The organism is Mucilaginibacter ginsenosidivorans (assembly GCF_007971025.1).
Classification (GTDB): domain Bacteria; phylum Bacteroidota; class Bacteroidia; order Sphingobacteriales; family Sphingobacteriaceae; genus Mucilaginibacter; species Mucilaginibacter ginsenosidivorans.
Genome location: NZ_CP042436.1, coordinates 4021538 through 4039059, shown reverse-complemented (window position 1 = coordinate 4039059; position 17522 = coordinate 4021538). Strand labels below are relative to the sequence as shown.

Sequence of the window (17522 nt, the reverse complement as noted above, 5' to 3'; positions counted from 1 at the left end):
AATATAATGGGTAGCACCTACGGAGCTTAATATTATGGTTATTTATTTTGCTACAAACAGGTAGCTCCTACGGAGCAGGCATATTGCCGGATTTCTACAAACAGGTAGCTCCTACGGAGCATCGCGACTCACCAGATTCCTATAACGGCGAGACTTTGCCAGGATGCATATTTCCATTGCAAGGCAAAAAAAGTGCAAGAATAAGAACATACACCGAAATGCTATCGTTCACCATAATTCCGGTTGCCCCATCGGGGGCTACCTGTTTGTAGCACTAAAGATCAGTAGAAAATTAGTTTAATGAACATTTTAACTTGCCACCGGCATTTCGGGATGCTTTTTTTCTATAGACCTTTGACCCCGATGGGATAGCGATAATGAACGCGCTCCGTCCACTCAACCAGACGACGCTACGCGCTGGTCGGCCCTCTCTTTGCTGCGCATAAAGAGGGCGTTTTAACGCTCTTTACGAAGCAGTGAGGATGGTCGGGCGAAGCAATGACCGGGTGAGCCGAGTGGGCGACTTGCTTAGCTTAATGAAATTGCCCCATCGGGGCTACCTGTTTGTAGCACAAAGTTCCATCCCTAATAAAAAGCCCCATCGGGGCTTCCCGTTTGTAGCCAAATAATTGTAGTTTCGCAATCCCGTTTAATGATGAAAAAAAGTCGGATCACCCTGTATATTATTATAGCCCTGGTACTGGGTGTAGCCGCCGGTTATATTTACAATACCAACGTTATCGGCCAGATCAATACCAACATAAGCGCTGCCGAGGCAAGTATTAAAACCATCGATGCCCAAATAGCCGGGACGGCGGATACCACAACAGCCACATATTCGCAATTAAAAACAGAGCGTAAGGCCCAGCTTAAAGCCAAACAACAATACAGTACCGAAAGAGACGATAAGCTCGTCGGCTTTACCATATTAAGTGATATTTTTTTGCGGCTGATCAAAATGATCGTAGCGCCGCTGGTGTTCAGCACGCTGGTGGTCGGCGTTGCCAAAGTAGGTGACATTAAAGCTGTGGGCAGGATAGGTGGCAAAACCTTGTTGCTTTTTATCGGGGCCACATTCGTTTCATTATTGCTGGGCATGCTGCTGGTCAACCTGTTTTCGCCGGGCAGCGCCATGCACCTTTCACTGCCCGACAGTGCCTTAGGTACCGATATCAAGAAATCGGCCATATCATTGAAAGACTTTATCTCGCACATGGTGCCCCAAAGCTTTACCGAAGCAATGGCGAATAACTATATGCTCCAGATCGTGGTGTTCTCCCTCTTTTTCGGCATTGCAACAGCGGCCATAGGCGAAAAAGGCGAGATCATCATCAAATTTATGGATGCTGTTGCACACGTAGTGATGAAGATAACCGGTTACGTGATGAAGCTGGCCCCTATTGCGGTATTTGGCGCTATTGCAGCAGTGGTGGCTAAAGAGGGGCTTGGTATTATCGCCACCTACGCCACGTTCATCGGCGAATTTTATTTGGGACTGGCCATTCTTTGGGCCATGATATTCTTCGCAAGTTTTTCGGTTTTGAAAGGCAAAGCCTGGACCCTGGTTGGCAATGTAAAAGATGCTATCCTGGTGGCCTTCAGCACCTCGACAAGTGAGGCGGCTTACCCGCGTGTGCTGGAAGAACTGGAGAACTTTGGGTGCAGCAATAAAATAGTGAGTTTTGTGCTGCCGCTGGGTTACTCGTTCAACCTGGTTGGATCGATGATCTACATGACCTTTGGCTCGTTGTTCCTGGCGCAGGCTTATGGTATTCACCTTGGTTTCGGGCAGCAATTGTCCATGCTGCTGGTGCTGATGCTGACCAGCAAAGGTATGGCGGGCGTTTCGCGGGCCGCACTGGTTGTGATAGCAGGAACGATATCGATGTTCAATATCCCGGAAGTCGGTATTGCGCTGTTGCTTGGCATCGACCCGATAATGGATATGGGCCGATCGGCAACCAATGTGCTGGGCAACACTTTGGCCACGGCGGTGGTAAGTAAATGGGAGGGGGAACTTGGAGCAGAAAGCTGAAAGACTAAAGCCGAAAGCTTTTTTAATCGAAAGCAGAAAGACGAACGAGTAAATTTAAAGAGAAATATATCAAAATAAGGAAAGAAAAGCTATTGGTTTTTGCTTCCCGCTTTAAGTTAAAAATGAGGGATTATAAAAAATTGGAAGTATGGAAGAAATCGCATGAGCTGACTCTCTTTGTGTACGGAACTTTGCTTCCAAAATTTCCCAAAAGTGAGCAGTTTGATCTGTTGAGCCAAACAAAAAGGGCAGCTTATTCAATACCATTAAATATCGTGGAAGGTAGCGGCAGGTACACAGAGAAGGATTTTGCTCATTTTCTTGACCAGGCTTTAGGTTCCGCACATGAGTTGGAATACTGTTGTCTTCTTAGTAAAGATTTGTCTTACTTTGATCCGGAATTATTTACAAAAACAAATTTATTGATAAATGAAGTTAAAGCCATGATAATTGGCTTGATAAAAAAACTCAGAGGGTAAAAAGCTTTGGTCTTTTAGCTTTCTGCTTTTAGCTTAAAAAACATGAACAAGACAACAAAAAAAATATTTCTGATAGGGAGCGTGGTGGTGCCGTTTATGATCTACTGCGTTTATTACTATGCGCATGTATTCAAAAATGCTCCTTACAGGTTTGCAGAATTTAAATCGTTCACCTTTGAGTACGGGCCGGGCGATACGCTGATAAATAAATACAATTCGGCTACGGGCGACTACCAGTTTGTGGATACGCACGATTCACTGATCAAAATGAACGTTCACCTGCCTAAGGAACTGCTGCTGGTGCTCCACCGCAAAGCAGCCGAGCAGGGTTTGTGGGACTGGCCGTCGGATGAGCGGGGAGATACTACGCTCAGGCGTAACGGGCACCCGGCACCGCGCTATGTTATCCAGTTCAATTACCAGCGAAAAAGCAAAAAGGTGGTGTTTGACGAGTCCTTTGAGGGCGACCCGAAGCTGAAAGCCGCCAACAGGGAACTGATAAAAACCATCCAGTCGGTGCTGTCTGAAGAGGCCTCGCATCAAAAAAATAATTAGTGTTGATAATTGAATTTGAAATTTCTATATTTGCACCTCGAATTTTAAAAACAATTAATTAATAACCATGTACGCAATAGTAAGTATAGCCGGACAGCAATTTAAAGTTGCTAAAGACCAGCAGATCTTTGTACACCGTTTGCAGGGAGATGAGGGCGCTAGTATTGAATTTGACAGTGTGTTATTAGCAGAAAACGAAGGTAAATTCAAATTAGGTTCTGATTTGAAAGGCGCTAAAGTATCAGCTAAGATCGTGTCTCATTTAAAGGGTGATAAAGTAATTATCTTCAAAAAGAAAAGAAGAAAAGGTTACAAAAAGAAAAATGGCCACCGCCAGCAGTTTACCAAGATCGAGATCACTGGTATCACATTATAAACAAAGGTTTTAACGTGTTCCGGGAAACCGGGACCATAAAAAATATAAGAAATGGCACATAAAAAAGGGGCCGGTAGTTCCAGAAACGGTCGCGAGTCACATAGCAAGCGTTTAGGTATCAAAATTTTCGGCGGTCAGCCGGCTATCGCAGGCAACATCATCGTTCGTCAGCGTGGTACCCCGCACAATCCGGGACTGAACGTAGGTATCGGTAAAGATCATACCCTGTTCGCTTTAACCGACGGTATAGTTTCGTTCAAAAAGAAAGCCGACAACCGTTCATACGTTTCGGTAATACCAGTTGAAGCTGCGCCTGTTGCTGAAGCTCCAAAAGCAAAACCAGCTGCTAAAGCTGCTCCAAAGGCAGAAGTAAAAGCTGAAGCTACACCGGTGGCTGAGGCTCCAAAAGCAAAACCAGCTAAAGAGGCTGCACCTGTTGCCGAGGCAACAGAAGAAGCTCCAAAAGCAAAGAAAGCTGCTGCTCCAAAAGCAAAAAAAGCTGACAAAGAAGAAGGTGCTGCTGAGTAAGCACCCAAGTTTCTTTTAAGAATATCGAAGCCACGATCAATTTTGATCGTGGCTTTTTTGTTTTCCTTTCTTAGGTAGTTCGAAATTAATTGGAATGCTGTACCTATAAGGTATCGGGTTACGGTGATGAGTTCCAGGATTCCATTTGGGAGAACTTTTAAGTACCCGAATAGCTTCCATATCAATATCTTTGGACACTCCTCTGATAACTTTTACACTATCAACATTGCCGTCTTTCTCTATCGTGAAATTTAGATAAACCTTCCCATGGATTTTGCCTTTAACAGCACTCGTCGGATAATGAATACTTTTAGCCAGATATTTATAAAATTGTTTTAATCCACCCGGAAAAGTTGGTCGTGTGTAGTCATCATCATTATATGGATGGTTAACCTCCATATGAGTAGTGTCAATTTGTGCTGATTTGCTCTGTGCTTTTAATGAACAGCAATTTATTATAAGCACACAGATAAACAAAAGCTGTTTCATTGCTACTCAATAATCAATTTTTTTATATAAAACACCTCCGGATCGATCACCGGCAGCGTTTTGCTCTCGATCTTAACACCTTTGCTGTCAACCATAACCCGTTTTGTTCCTGCATCGGTAGCAATGTCGAGCGGCAAAGGGATACTGATGTTTTGCAGTTGCACCAGGTACTTATTCCCCGGCAGGGCCTGTACGTGAATTTCGAGCTTGTCTGTTGTCCTTAAATAGAGGTTGAATAATGGTTTAAGATCGCGACCGGCTGCTTTGGTGAAGAACTGCTCGACATCATTCGTATTCACCAGGTTGTCATAAGTGTACTGCGGACTTGTGACGAATTTTTTCAGGGCCGGAAAGAAAGTGCTGTCGCCCATCACATAGCGCAGCGTGTGCATAAAGAAAGCGCCTTTTGAATAGATATCGTTAATGTATGCCGCTTCTTCGTCCATGTCGGGATGCTGAACTACGGGAAGGTTATTTTGTATACCGAAAATACTGTGCTGGAATATCTTGTTATAAGCCGCCTCACCTTCAAACTCGCGGGTGTACAACGCATCGCCGAAAGAACAAATGCCCTCGTGTATCCAGTAATCGGCCCAGTCCTTAGCGGTCACTTTGTTTCCCCACCACTCGTGGCCAAACTCGTGGTGCATCAGCCAGTCGTAATCCTGGCCGCCAATTTTGGTGTAACGGAACTTGTTGCCATAAGCCACCATGGTCTGGTGCTCCATACCCAGGTGCGGTGTTTCAACCATGGCTATCTTTTCTTTGGCGAAAGGGTATTCGCCGAAATACTTTTCCTGCTCATGAATGGTTTTTTCAAACACATCCAGGAAGTGTTCCGCCTTATCGGCGTGTTCCTTCAATACATAAAATTGCACGGTGGTTTTGGTGCCGTCAACCGTAGTAAACGGCCGGCTGAATACTTTATAATCGCCAACATTGAACAGTATGCTGTAATTATTGATGGTATAGTTGGTTTTCCAATGGTAGGTAGCTGTTTCACCGTGCCTTTTTACATCTTTCAATAAGCCCGGTCCGGCTACAACCAGGTCCTTCGGCACGGTTATCATCATATCTACGCCTTCATTCGGCTCGTCGGAAGGGTGATCCTTGCAGGGGTAATACAGCTTGCCGCCCGCACCCTCGGCAGTAATAGCCATCCACTGGTGCCCGGTCGAATCCTGCGTCCAGGTAAAGCCGTCGTCCCAGGGCGGGCGGCGGGCAACATGCGGCTTGCCGTCGTAAAACACCTTTACGCTGGCCTTTCCGACGGGTAATTCTTTATCAAGATTAACGGTGATAAGGTTGTTCTTATAGCCGAACGCCTGTTTTTTACCGTTCACCAATACGCTTTTCACCTTGTAGGTGTCCATCAGGTCGAACAGTAATACATTGGTTGGTTTGGCCATGATGACATCTATAGCCGTATAGCCATCGATGGTGCGGTCCTTAAAATCGAGGTTTAACGCAATGGTGTAGTGCCTTACATCCATAATGGCCTGCTCGGGCTTTAGTTTACCGCCGGAGGTAAGAACGGAGTCTTTTGCCTGGGCATTTGCGGACGAACTTATACATACGGCCGCAAATAATATTGTCAATAGCTTTTTCATGTTACTTTGGTTTCTTCAAAGAAAAATTAATAGGTAAGTTAAATTCTGTCACGGCCGGTTTTCCGCATTCGGTGGTCGGGTGCCATTTGGGCGAATGTTTAAGTATGCGTACCGCTTCTGCATCCAGATCAGGTGAAACACCTTTGATCACTTTTACAGCACTGACGCTGCCATCTTTTTCGACGGCAAAATTCAGTAATACCTTTCCTTGTATGTGATGAACCACGGCGTGCGGCGGGTAGTGAAGACTTTTTTTGATATACCTGTTAAAATTACGCATACCACCCGGAAATGATGCTAACACTTCGTCATCGCATCCTGTAAAAGTTTTATTTACATGGGCGGCTTTGGAAACCTTTATCTTGCCCTGGGCCTTTGCGACATAGCCAGTTAGTACCAGGAGCAGAAGAAATCCAGCGGTTTTCATATTGTTTATTTAGAAGGAAAACCGGGCCTGATCATTCCGGTGTTTTAAAAGTGATAATAACGTTATACATAACGCGAACAAGGTGTCCGTTTTGAACTCCCGGATTCCATTTTTCTGTGCTTTTTAGTAATCTTACGGCTTCGGCATCACATTCGCGGGATAAACCCCTGTTGATAACTATATCAGAAAATGAACCATCTTTTTCCACAATAAATCCAAGTATGACCCTGCCTTCTATACCGCTGTTTTTTGCTTTTTCAGGATATTTAAGGTTCTCATGTATGTATTGGTAAAATTTCATCATGCCGCCCGGGTATTCCGGCTCATGCTCTACGGCAGTGAAAATCTTATCGTTTTTTGATGTGGTCGTGTCCGTGCCGTCAACAACGATCGCGGCATCCGGGTCTGCATGTTTTGCAGGGAGCGGCGGAGGCGGTGGAGTAGTGGGTTGCTGGCCATGTGTGGTAATAAAAGCAATCAGTAAAACAAGGATCAAAAAAGAGTTTTTCATTATCAAAAACTTAATGGTATCGAATATTGAACTCTGACAGGTCTGCCGTTCTGTATTGCCGGTTTCCATTTGGGTGAAGCATTAAAGACGCGGAGTATTTCCTGCTTCATCTTTTGAGTTACTATGCCTTTGATGATCTTTGTTTCGACAACTTGTCCATCGGTTTCAACGACAAAACTCACCTGCACCCGGCCTTTTACAAAAAGGCTCGCCGGTACATTTATACTATTTCCAAGATATTTATAAAACTCCTGCATCCCGCCAGGAAATTTAGGTTCCGACTCAACCGCAGTAAAAACCATGACTTTCGTGTCGATTTGCCTTGGCATCTCACTTGGAATATCTATAGTATCAACCTTGGCATCATCAGCCGTTTGGGCCTTCGCACCAATTACAGTTACTATTGTGAAAAGAAAAAGGAATAAGGTTTTTTTCATACCCTAAATATACTTAATTCTCCCTCACCATCAAGCCGTCGGCAAAGTCGCGGAGGTACTGTTTGGGGGCAGGGGGCAAGCTGATAGCATCCAGCGCCTCAAAAGCATTGGCGGCGTAGGTATGCATGGTCTCCCAGGCATAATGGCGGATATTCAACTGATCATATATGCCGGTAACGGCTGCTATTTTTTTCTTGGGGTCGAATTGCATTCCTGAAAACCACCGGGTTAAATCAAATGCCTGTTGTTCATCAGCCAATTCAAGCGCTTTGATCTGGAGAAAAGTCTTTTTATTGGAAAGGATGTCGCCGCCAACCTGCTTGCCGAATTTCTCCGGGTCGCCGTAAACATCCAGTATATCGTCCTGCAACTGGAAGGCAACGCCTAATTGCTCCCCGAATGTTTGCAACAACAATGCGTCCTCGGAAGTTGAGCCACCTATGAGGGCGCCTATTTTAAGGGCGCCGCCTAATACCACGGCTGTCTTGAGACGTATCATATTAATGTATTCGTCAATACGTACATCGCTTCGTGTCTCAAATCCCATATCTATCTGCTGGCCTTCGCAAACACCTACCGCCGTGTCGTTAAATATATTCATGATAGGGCGCAGTAAGTGGTCGTCCACATTCATCATCAGTTCGTAACCCTTTACCAGCATCACATCGCCCGAAAGGATAGCTACGTTTTTGTTCCACTTTTCGTGCACGGTCACTTTTCCACGGCGCAGCGGGGCATTATCCATAATGTCGTCGTGCATTAGCGTGAAATTATGGAACACCTCGATAGCCAGCGCAGGGGGGACGGCCTTTTGAACATCGCCGCCAAACATATCGCACGACATCAGTAATAAAGCCGGCCTGATGCGCTTTCCACCGAGCGCCAGGATATATTTTATGGGCTCGTACAGGTCCGCAGGGTATATGGGAAAATCGAGGCGATCAACCTCCCGGTTAATTATTTCCTGCAGTTGGTTAATAGTCCTCATTTAGGGCGTGATTTGGAACAGGGTGCAATTTTAACAAACTCAATCAACTTAATCTAACTCAATTCAACTTAATCAACCAATATTACTCCTGCACCAATGAGAAATCGATCTGCTTTTTAGTGAGATCGACATTTTTTACTTTGATCTTCACCTCGTCGCCCAAGCGGTAAACTTTCTTTTTACGCTGCCCGATGATGGCATAGTTCTTTTCGTCCAGGGTGTAAAAATCGTCCGTTATTTCACGCAGGCGTATCATGCCCTCGCATTTGTTTTCGATGATCTCCACATACATACCCCATTCGGTAACACCCGATATGATGCCCGTGTAGACGCTGCCGATCTGGTCGCGTAAAAATTCGGCCTGTTTGTATTTAACCGAGGCGCGTTCGGCATCTGCCGCCTTTTTCTCCATTTGCGAACAATGCTGGCACAATTTCTCATAGTATGCCTCATTGGCCGATTGCCCGTTGTTAAGATAATGGAACAGCAGGCGGTGTACCATCACGTCGGGGTAGCGGCGGATAGGCGAGGTGAAGTGGGTATAATGATCGAACGCCAGTCCGTAATGACTGGTGGATTTGGTGGTATAAATAGCCTTTGCCATGGAACGGATGGCTAATTGGGTGAGCACATTCTGCTCTTTCTTTCCTTCCACATCTTCCATCAAAAAATTAAGCGATTTGGCTATTTCCTTGTCCGATTTCATGTTGATGCGGTAGCCAAACCTTGCCGCAAACTGGGCAAAGCTGGCGAGGCTATCCGCCTTCGGCGAATCGTGCGTACGGTAAACAAAGGTGTATTTGTGCTTGCCTTTGCCCATTTTGCTTACATATTCGGCCACTTTGCGGTTGGCCAGCAGCATAAAATCTTCTATCAGCTTATGGGCGTCTTTACGTTCTTTTATATAAACGCCAACAGGCTTACCCCTTTCATCCAGCTTGAATTTTACTTCGGTGGTCTCGAAACTGATGGCGCCGTTTTTAAACTTGCGTTCGCGCAGCTTATAAGCCAAAGCATTCAGCTTTAATATTTCCTTAGCAAACTCGCCGGCCTTATCTTCAATTATCTGCTGCACTTCCTCGTAAGCAAAGCGCCTGTCGGAATGAATTACCGTTTTGCCAAACCATTCGTTAATCACATGGGCATCTTCGTCCATTTCAAAAACAGCGGCAAAACATAGCTTGTCCTCCTTCGGTCTTAAGGAACATAAACCATTGGATAAACGTTCGGGCAGCATGGGTATCACCCTGTCTACCAGGTAAACTGAGGTGGCGCGCTCCAGGGCCTCTTTGTCCAGGGCCGAATCGGGTTGAATATAGTGTGATACGTCGGCGATATGAACGCCCACCTCGTAATTGCCGTTTGGCAGCGCATGGAAGGATATGGCGTCATCAAAGTCCTTGGCATCGAACGGATCGATAGTAAACGTGAGCACTTCCCTGAAATCGCGACGGCGGGCTATTTCCTCTTTTGTTATGACGTCTGGTATCTCCTCCGATTCCTGCTCAACCTCTTTGGGAAATGACAACGGAAAACCATATTCCGCCAGAATGGCGTTCATTTCGGTGTCATTCTCGCCCTGTACACCCAGCACATTTTTGATGCGGCCTATCGGGTTTTTAGCCCCTGCGGGCCAGTCGGTAATTTCGGCGACGGCTTTTATCCCGTTTTTAGCGCCGTTCAGGTCGCTCAGCGGGATAAATATATCATGCATCATCTTGCGGTCATCAGGAATAAAAAAGGCGAACCGTTCCGATACCTTAACGATGCCGGTAAACTCCATCTTAAAGCGCTGCAATATTTCTATTACTTCGCCTTCCTGCCGCTGGCCCTTGCTTTTGGCATAAACATAAACCTTAACCCGGTCGCCGTTAAGTGCGTTCCGCAGTTTGCGCGGCGCCACATAAATATCGGTTTCATCCGGGTCATCAGTAACGATATAGGCCGAGCCGTCGTTGGTCATGTCGACTACGCCTTCAATAAATGTTTTAAGTTCGCGCAGCTGGAACTTGCCATGTGAAACTTCTTTGAGCGTACCCTTTTGAGCTTCTTCTTTTAATATTTCGAGAATAGTTTCGCGCGATTCAGGGTCGCGGACATTCAATTTTGCTGAAACTTGCTTGTAATTAAGCGGAGCATTGCCGCTTTGTTCAAATATATCCAATACCAACTGCGTGAGTACCAGTTTGATAGAGGAGTTGTTTTTCTTTTTAGACATAGATAGAATATATAAGGTAAAGGTACGAAGAATGCGTTATTTAACGCTAAAAATACCGTTAAAACACGGGTTTCATAGCAGGTTTATATGTAATAACTTTGAACCTTGAGGGGAAGTGCTGAACACTACCTTTCTAAAACGATCGACCTTGTCATCTAATACATCAGCACTATGAAACGAATTATAACCTGCAGCGACGGCACCTGGAATAAACCGGGCGATAAATATGAGGGAGAATACGTCGAAACGAATGTCCAGAAGATATTTGAGGCCATTTGTAAACGCGTTCGGAACGAGCGTAACGAGATCATTTACCAGGTGAAATATTATGATGAAGGCGTTGGGGCCGAAGGAACGGCCTGGAGCAAAATGATAGACGGCGCCACAGGCAAAGGTATCGACGACAACATAAAAGATATCTATAAATTTATTGTGTGGAACTACGAGCCGGGCGACGAATTGTTCCTGTTTGGGTTTAGCAGGGGCGCCTACACGGCCCGCAGCCTGGCCGGGCTGATACGCAATTGCGGGATATTGAAATGTAACGATCTGCAGCTTATCGACCGGGCCTATGACATATACAGGGACAGGACAAATGAGGCGTTAAACCCCGACGGGGAAGAGGCCAAACTTTTCAGGGAGAAATACAGCCACCCGCTTAAGCCTATAAAGTTCATCGGCGTTTGGGATACGGTAGGGGCACTGGGCATACCGGTACACGCCTTTCAATGGATCAACAAAAACAAATATGAATTCCACGATACCACGCTGAGCAGCCTGGTGGAACATGCATACCAGGCCCTGGCGGTTGACGAGCACCGCGACAATTTTAAACCTGCACTCTGGCAGAAAAGCGATAAGGTTAAATACGGGCAAGTTAAACAGGAAATGGAACAGGTGTGGTTCCCCGGGGTACACTCCAACATCGGCGGCGGCTATCCTAAAGAGGGCTTAAGCGATGTTGCGCTTGACTGGATGGTGAGGAAGGCGCAGAAATGCGGCCTCGGTTTTGACGAACCTTACCTGCTGCACCGCATCAGGCCAAATTGCACAGCAAAAATGTATGATTCGAAAACCGGGCTTTTTAGCTTTTTGCCCGATTATACCAGGCCGGTTATGAAAACCGAACACGCCAATGAGCAAATTGATGATTCGGTTTGGGAACGGATGCACGAATATGCCGATTACCGGCCCGAAAATATTATCTCCCGGGGATTGACTCAATCAGTTTCTTAGTGTATTCCATTTTGGGATGGTAATAGATATCGTCCGGGTCGCCGGTTTCCACGATCTCCCCTTTGTTCATTACCATTACCCGGTCGGATATGTGTTTGATAACCGACAGGTCGTGCGAAATGAAAATATAGGTAAGATTAAATTCCTGCTGTAATTCGCGCAGCAGGTTTAGTACCTGTGCCTGTACCGAAACATCCAGCGCCGATACCGATTCGTCGCAAATAATGAATTTAGGATGGAGTGCCAGGGCACGTGCAATTACGATGCGCTGCCGCTGCCCGCCCGAAAATTCGTGCGGATAACGGTTAAAATATTCCGGCGGCAGGTTTACCCGTTCCAGTAGTTCCAATACCCTTTTTTTGCGTTTGCCGTTATTTTCATACAATTGATGCACCTGTAAAGGCTCCATTAGCGAATCTCCAACGGTTAAACGGGGGTTCAAAGAGGAGTAGGGGTCCTGGAAAATGATCTGGATATCGCGGCGCACGTTGCGCATATCGTGTTTACCGAGCATACGCAGATCGGTGTTCTCAAAATTAACATTGCCGGATGTTGGTTCGATCAGCCTTAAAATACTGCGTCCCAAAGTAGATTTTCCGCAGCCCGATTCGCCCACCAGCCCCAGGGTTTCGCCCGGGTACACGTCAAAGCTAACCTTGTTGACGGCCTTCACCACATCCTTCTTTTTGCCAAGCAAGCCACCTCCAACCGGGAACCAGGTGCACAATTCATTGATCCTGAGAATGGGCTGCCGGGCGTACAATGCCTTACGGCGCTCTTTGATCTCTGCCGGCTTATAGGCGTATTGCTCCCTTATCTTTTCGATGGAACCGCCGTTCTTTCCCGCCTCCTCTAAAAAATCGGCCACAACGGGCAACTTTTTCAAATGATGTTCGGGCGACGGGCGGCAAGCCAGCAAGCCTTTGGTATAGGGGTGTTTCGGGTGCGAAAATATGTCCCGGGTCCTTGCCTCTTCCACAATTTCTCCTTTGTACATCACGATAACCTTATCCGCTATTTCGCTCACAACACCCAGGTCGTGCGAGATGAAGATCAAACTCATGGTACGTTCGCTTTTGAGCCTTTGCAACAGTTCGATGATCGTTTTTTGAACGGTGACATCCAACGCGGTCGTCGGCTCATCGGCTATGAGTATTTCCGGGTCGCAGGAGAGCGCCATGGCTATCATAATGCGCTGCTTTTGCCCGCCGGATAGCTGATGCGGGTAACTTTCGAAGATAATTTCGGGCCGGGGCAGCTGTACTTCATTGAACAGCTCGATGGCCCGCCGTTTGGCCTCCTGCTTGCTGGTCCCCAGGTGGAGTCGGATAGCCTCTGTTACCTGGTGGCCGCAGGTGAGTACCGGATTAAGAGAGGTCATCGGCTCCTGGAAGATCATGGCAATACGGTTGCCGCGCATATCGCGCATATCATCTTCGGAAAGCCGGAGCAGGTCGGTATCATTAAAAAACACCTCACCGCTTATCAAAGTATTAGCCGGGTCGTGCAGGCGCATGATAGCCAGCGAAGTAACCGATTTGCCGGAACCTGATTCGCCCACAATGCCTACGGTCTCACCTTTTTCCAGGGTAAACGAACTCCCTTTGACAGCGCCGACCAGGCCATTTGGGGTTTTAAACTGAACTTTTAAATTATTTACCTGAAGCATTATTCTCCAACCAGTGCTATATTATCGTCTGTTATCAAAGGCTCGCCACGGTAGCGGCGTATGAGTTGTGCAGTGGCCACAACGTCTTTCTGGCAATAAGTGCTGATGCGTTCCAGGTCGCCGTTAACCCAATACACCTGGCCAACCATGCTGCCATCTATGTCGTCCTTTGGGGTCGGGATGTCAAATATGGCTGTGAGCAGACTTAGCGAGGTATAGTTTTTATAATCTCCGAATTTCCATAGCTCCATCGTGTCCAGGTGGTTCACTTCCCATGGCTTTTTACCTGCTATTTCCAGCTGCGACGGGAACTTGAGGCCGTTGATGAGCATTCGGCGGCAGATATATGGAAAATCGAACTCCTTGCCGTTATGCGCGCAAAGGACGAGTGAAGGCGGCTGGGAATTGAGCAGGTCTGAAAATCTGATCAGCAATTGCTTTTCGTCGTGGCCATAATATGATTTTACCCTAAGCCCAACACCCTTTCCCCGCGTAAATATCCCAACCGAGATACAGATGATCTTACCAAATTCGGCCCAAATGCCGGCGCGGCCATAAAAATCCTCCGCGGTTTCATCCTTGCGGGTGTTCAACGTTTTCTGATCCCATAATTTACGGATATGCTCCGGCACCTCGTCATGGTTCCTGTACTGCGGCACCGTTTCGATGTCGAGCACCATCATGTTGTGCAGGTCGTATTGTTCAAGCATCTTCTTTCCTTTATAAGATCACGGCAAGATAATCATTTTCAGCCGGCAGTTTCCGGCAGGCAGCTGGCGGTGATCAAATTTTTTGTGCCCACTGCCAACTTACTTCTCCAGTATCTCAAAATTCACCTGCACCGTGTTACCGTTGGCATCCACCAGTGTAAGTTTATGCAAACCCGGCGGCGGACTCAAAGCCACCTGGTGAAAGTCGGTGGTTTCACCCACATATTTATCATCCAAATGCCAGAAAATTTTGATGCCAGGCTGCCTGTGCGCAGCATTACACACCATGCGACCCCGTTTGCCATCAACCTCAAGGGGTATGTATATCTTCGCACCTTCTTTGGGGTAAATAAGCTCCATCGGGTTGCTTTTTGTATTCAGGGCGCAGTCGGGCCTGAAAGGCGGCAGAACATGGTATTGATAATTTTTCGTTTTATAATAATACTCCATCGATGGCGGCAGGACAAACCAGTTTTTGGTGATCATTTCAGACGGCGGCTCACAGTCGCCGGTAACCTGCCATTTACCTGTTTTATCAAGATGAACCGGCTGATGCCAGGGGCAAACCGCGGCCCTCAATCCGCCCTGCGGCACCCACATGGGGTAGGTATCGTCGCAATAGATGCCTGCGCGGTAACCGCTTTGGCGGCATATCTTTATCTTCACCATATCATTAATGGGCATCGTGAACCATCCGCGCGAAACCGGCAGCAGCCTGAATATTTCGAACATGATAGGCGCTGCGGTAGTGATCCCCGTTAACCCAGGCCGGCCCTCGCCATCGGTGTTACCCACCCATACACCCACAACGTATCGGGGGTAATGCCTATTGCCCATCCGTCGCGGAAGCCAAAGCTGGTTCCCGTTTTCCACGCTACACGCTGCGACGAACTAAAGTGTTGCCATAACATTTCCTCGCCAGGGCGCATTACTTCCTCCATTGCCTGGAAGGTGTAAAAGATAGAGGCAGCATCCAGCAGGCCGTTTTTTTCCAGGTGATGTTCTTTTACTGGTTGCTGCACATACACAGGACTATGGTAATCGGCGGTATCATATTTCCCGTTATAAATACCATTATAGTGATTTAGTACGCGGGCCATATCAGCATAAGCGCCGCTAAGTTCCCAAAGATTATTTTCACCCCCGCCAAGTATCAGCGACAAGCCATAGTGATCGGCCGGTTTATTTAAGGTAGTTATGCCTATGCGATGTAAAAAATCATAGAACCGTTCGGACTTATATTGCTGGAGCATTTTTACCGCCGGAACATTTAGGGAGCGTGACAAAGCTTTGGAAGCCGGAACCGCGCCATCGTACGCCAGGTCGAAATTCCTGGGATGAAATCCGATGATCTGTGTCGGGACGTCGGGCACCAGGCTATTGGGCAAGATCAAACCATCGTGAAGCATATTGGCGAATAGTAGTGGTTTGAGCGTGCTGCCGGGGCTGCGTGGCGCGCTGATAACATCCACATCGCTTTGCATGGTCGAATCTTCCGGGTGCGAGATGTTGCCGCAATAGGCCAAAGTCTGGCCTGTTTCGACATCAAGTACTATGGCCGCTATGTTGTTGATATCGTTTCCCTTCAGCACATCGTGATTGCGCTCCAATACTTCATTTACCTGCCGTTGCAAGGTGGAGCGGATACTGGTTGTTATGCGCGTCGAACTATCGGGCTCATTCTGCAGATCGGCTTTAAAACGCTGCAGGAGGTGGGGGCCAGCTGTGGCAGCGGAACCGGCTGGTCGGGGATAGGTTCCAGCTTCGCCAGCGACGCTGTCGATGCGTCGATGATGCCCTGCTCCTGTAATTTATCGAGCAGCAAATTCCGTTTTTTGAGCAAGACGGCGCGGTTTTTACCCGGGTGAACCAATGAAGGCGAATTGGGCAATATGGCCATTGCCGCCATTTCGCCCCAGGAAAGTTTATCCGGGCTGCGCCCGAAATAACGCCAGGAAGCTGCATCGAGCCCAACCACATTCGATCCGAACGGGGCATTGCTGGCATACAAGGCCAGTATTTGTTTTTTATTGTACCTTATCTCGAGGCGTAGCGCCTTAAATATTTCTGTAAACTTATTCCAGTAGGTACGTTTGTCTTTTGTGGCCAGCCGGATGATCTGCATCGTCAGCGTGCTGCCGCCGCTGATCACGTGCCTGCCGCTGATATTTTGTTTAAAGGCGCGGCCAAGCGCTACGATATCCACACCGGGGTGGTGCTCGAAACGCTTATCCTCGAAAGCGATGATACACTGTTTAAATTTCTCAGGTACGTTGGTATCGTAAGGGAAGCGCCATTGACCGTCTTTCGCTATCGATGCGCCAAGCAACTGGCCCTTTTCGTCGTCAATAACGTAGGAAGTGGGGTAGGTGAACAGCTTTTTAGGCAGGCAAAACCAAAACCATAACAGGCAAAGCACCAAAACCGAGAGTATTATTATTACTTTTGGTTTTTTGATATAATTTTTAACCTTGTTTAACCTGGTTTGCATTGTAATTGAGCCTTTTGGGCCGATTTTATTAAATGGAAATTAAAAAATTATCGATCATTATTCCTGCCTATAACGAGGGCAACACGATCCACCTGATACTCGATAAGATCAGGGAGGTTAAACTTATTCATAATATTCAAAAAGAACTCATCATCGTGAACGATCATTCGACCGATCATACTGAGCAAGCCATTCTCGGTTACCAGGGCGCTCATCCCGATGCAGATATCCGGTACTTCAGGCACGAGGCGAACAAGGGCAAGGGCGCCGCGCTGCATACCGGCATTTCCAAAGCGACCGGCGAATACCTCATCATCCAGGATGCCGACCTTGAATACGACCCGGCTGAATACAACGACCTGCTGAAGCCCGTTTGCGACGGCTTTGCCGATGTGGTGTATGGCTCGCGCTTTATGGGCAGCAACCCGCACCGTATCCTGTTTTTCTGGCATACCATCGGCAATAATTTTCTAACCTTTTTGTCCAATATGTTTTCCAATCTGAACCTTACGGATATGGAAACCTGCTATAAACTTTTTAACACCCGGCTCATTCAATCCATCAAACTAACCGAGCAACGTTTCGGCTTTGAACCCGAAGTAACTCAAAAAATAGCCCGTGTGCCGCGAATTCGCATTTACGAGGTCGGCATATCCTATTACGGCCGCACTTATGAGGACGGCAAGAAAATAGGGTGGAAAGACGGAGTGCGGGCCATTTATTGTATTTTGAAGTACGGGTTGTTTGGGGTGAAGTGAGTTGA

General features: G+C 47.1%; 19 protein-coding genes. 7 read left to right on the top strand and 12 right to left on the bottom strand.

Annotated features, from left to right (window positions below):
• Positions 1-652 precede the first annotated feature (652 nt).
• The 5 genes from FRZ54_RS18380 (at position 653) to rpmA (ending at position 3973) form a co-directional block, all read left to right on the top strand.
• Positions 653-2035, top strand: coding sequence for a dicarboxylate/amino acid:cation symporter (locus tag FRZ54_RS18380; protein ID WP_228462535.1), 1383 nt, complete (start codon positions 653-655; stop codon positions 2033-2035).
• Positions 2036-2157: 122 nt separating this feature from the next.
• On the top strand, positions 2158-2514 hold the full coding sequence (locus FRZ54_RS18375; protein WP_147033288.1) for a four helix bundle protein: 357 nt from the start codon (positions 2158-2160) through the stop codon (positions 2512-2514).
• Positions 2515-2556: 42 nt separating this feature from the next.
• On the top strand, positions 2557-3069 hold the full coding sequence (locus FRZ54_RS18370) for a hypothetical protein (RefSeq protein WP_147033286.1): 513 nt from the start codon (positions 2557-2559) through the stop codon (positions 3067-3069).
• Positions 3070-3136: 67 nt separating this feature from the next.
• Positions 3137-3445, top strand: a complete 309-nt coding sequence (gene rplU, locus FRZ54_RS18365; RefSeq protein WP_090467954.1) for a 50S ribosomal protein L21 — start codon at positions 3137-3139, stop codon at positions 3443-3445.
• A 51-nt stretch (positions 3446-3496) separates the two neighbouring features.
• The gene (gene rpmA, locus FRZ54_RS18360) at positions 3497-3973 is read left to right on the top strand and encodes a 50S ribosomal protein L27 (protein ID WP_147033285.1); all 477 of its coding nucleotides are present in this window, start codon (positions 3497-3499) and stop codon (positions 3971-3973) included.
• A 36-nt stretch (positions 3974-4009) separates the two neighbouring features.
• Here rpmA and FRZ54_RS18355 read toward each other — a convergent pair whose 3' ends face one another.
• From FRZ54_RS18355 to rnr, 7 genes are all read right to left on the bottom strand, one after another.
• Positions 4010-4462 (bottom strand): energy transducer TonB, encoded by a 453-nt coding sequence (locus tag FRZ54_RS18355; protein ID WP_147033283.1) that lies wholly within the window; start codon positions 4460-4462, stop codon positions 4010-4012.
• 2 nt (positions 4463-4464) lie between these two features.
• On the bottom strand, positions 4465-6072 hold the full coding sequence (locus tag FRZ54_RS18350) for a M1 family metallopeptidase (protein ID WP_147033281.1): 1608 nt from the start codon (positions 6070-6072) through the stop codon (positions 4465-4467).
• 1 nt (position 6073) lies between these two features.
• The gene (locus tag FRZ54_RS18345; RefSeq protein ID WP_147033279.1) at positions 6074-6499 is read right to left on the bottom strand and encodes an energy transducer TonB; all 426 of its coding nucleotides are present in this window, start codon (positions 6497-6499) and stop codon (positions 6074-6076) included.
• 31 nt (positions 6500-6530) lie between these two features.
• Positions 6531-7010 (bottom strand): energy transducer TonB, encoded by a 480-nt coding sequence (locus FRZ54_RS18340; protein ID WP_187359664.1) that lies wholly within the window; start codon positions 7008-7010, stop codon positions 6531-6533.
• Between the two features lie 2 nt (positions 7011-7012).
• Positions 7013-7447: an energy transducer TonB gene (locus tag FRZ54_RS18335; RefSeq protein WP_147033275.1), complete on the bottom strand. Its 435-nt coding sequence runs from the start codon at positions 7445-7447 to the stop codon at positions 7013-7015.
• Between the two features lie 13 nt (positions 7448-7460).
• The gene (locus FRZ54_RS18330; RefSeq protein ID WP_147033273.1) at positions 7461-8435 is read right to left on the bottom strand and encodes a polyprenyl synthetase family protein; all 975 of its coding nucleotides are present in this window, start codon (positions 8433-8435) and stop codon (positions 7461-7463) included.
• An 82-nt stretch (positions 8436-8517) separates the two neighbouring features.
• Positions 8518-10653: a ribonuclease R gene (rnr, locus tag FRZ54_RS18325; RefSeq protein ID WP_147033272.1), complete on the bottom strand. Its 2136-nt coding sequence runs from the start codon at positions 10651-10653 to the stop codon at positions 8518-8520.
• Between the two features lie 171 nt (positions 10654-10824).
• On the opposite strand from rnr, the gene FRZ54_RS18320 reads away from it, so the two are divergent.
• On the top strand, positions 10825-11889 hold the full coding sequence (locus tag FRZ54_RS18320; protein WP_147033270.1) for a DUF2235 domain-containing protein: 1065 nt from the start codon (positions 10825-10827) through the stop codon (positions 11887-11889).
• On the opposite strand, the gene FRZ54_RS18315 is transcribed toward FRZ54_RS18320, so the two are convergent.
• From FRZ54_RS18315 to FRZ54_RS24775, 5 genes are all read right to left on the bottom strand, one after another.
• Positions 11855-13558, bottom strand: coding sequence for an ABC transporter ATP-binding protein (locus FRZ54_RS18315; RefSeq protein ID WP_147033268.1), 1704 nt, complete (start codon positions 13556-13558; stop codon positions 11855-11857). The genes FRZ54_RS18320 and FRZ54_RS18315 overlap by 35 nt on opposite strands.
• Positions 13558-14268 (bottom strand): 3'-5' exonuclease, encoded by a 711-nt coding sequence (locus tag FRZ54_RS18310; protein WP_147033266.1) that lies wholly within the window; start codon positions 14266-14268, stop codon positions 13558-13560. Before FRZ54_RS18310 ends, FRZ54_RS18315 begins: the two co-directional genes overlap by 1 nt.
• Positions 14269-14367: 99 nt before the next feature.
• Complete coding sequence (locus tag FRZ54_RS24785) at positions 14368-15000, bottom strand: penicillin-binding protein 1C (RefSeq protein WP_228462534.1); 633 nt, start codon at positions 14998-15000, stop codon at positions 14368-14370.
• 26 nt (positions 15001-15026) lie between these two features.
• Complete coding sequence (locus tag FRZ54_RS24780) at positions 15027-15902, bottom strand: penicillin-binding transpeptidase domain-containing protein (protein ID WP_228462533.1); 876 nt, start codon at positions 15900-15902, stop codon at positions 15027-15029.
• A gap of 20 nt (positions 15903-15922) precedes the next feature.
• On the bottom strand, positions 15923-16759 hold the full coding sequence (locus FRZ54_RS24775) for a transglycosylase domain-containing protein (RefSeq protein ID WP_228462532.1): 837 nt from the start codon (positions 16757-16759) through the stop codon (positions 15923-15925).
• 32 nt (positions 16760-16791) lie between these two features.
• On the opposite strand from FRZ54_RS24775, the gene FRZ54_RS18300 reads away from it, so the two are divergent.
• Positions 16792-17517: a glycosyltransferase family 2 protein gene (locus FRZ54_RS18300; RefSeq protein WP_147033264.1), complete on the top strand. Its 726-nt coding sequence runs from the start codon at positions 16792-16794 to the stop codon at positions 17515-17517.
• Positions 17518-17522 lie beyond the last annotated feature (5 nt).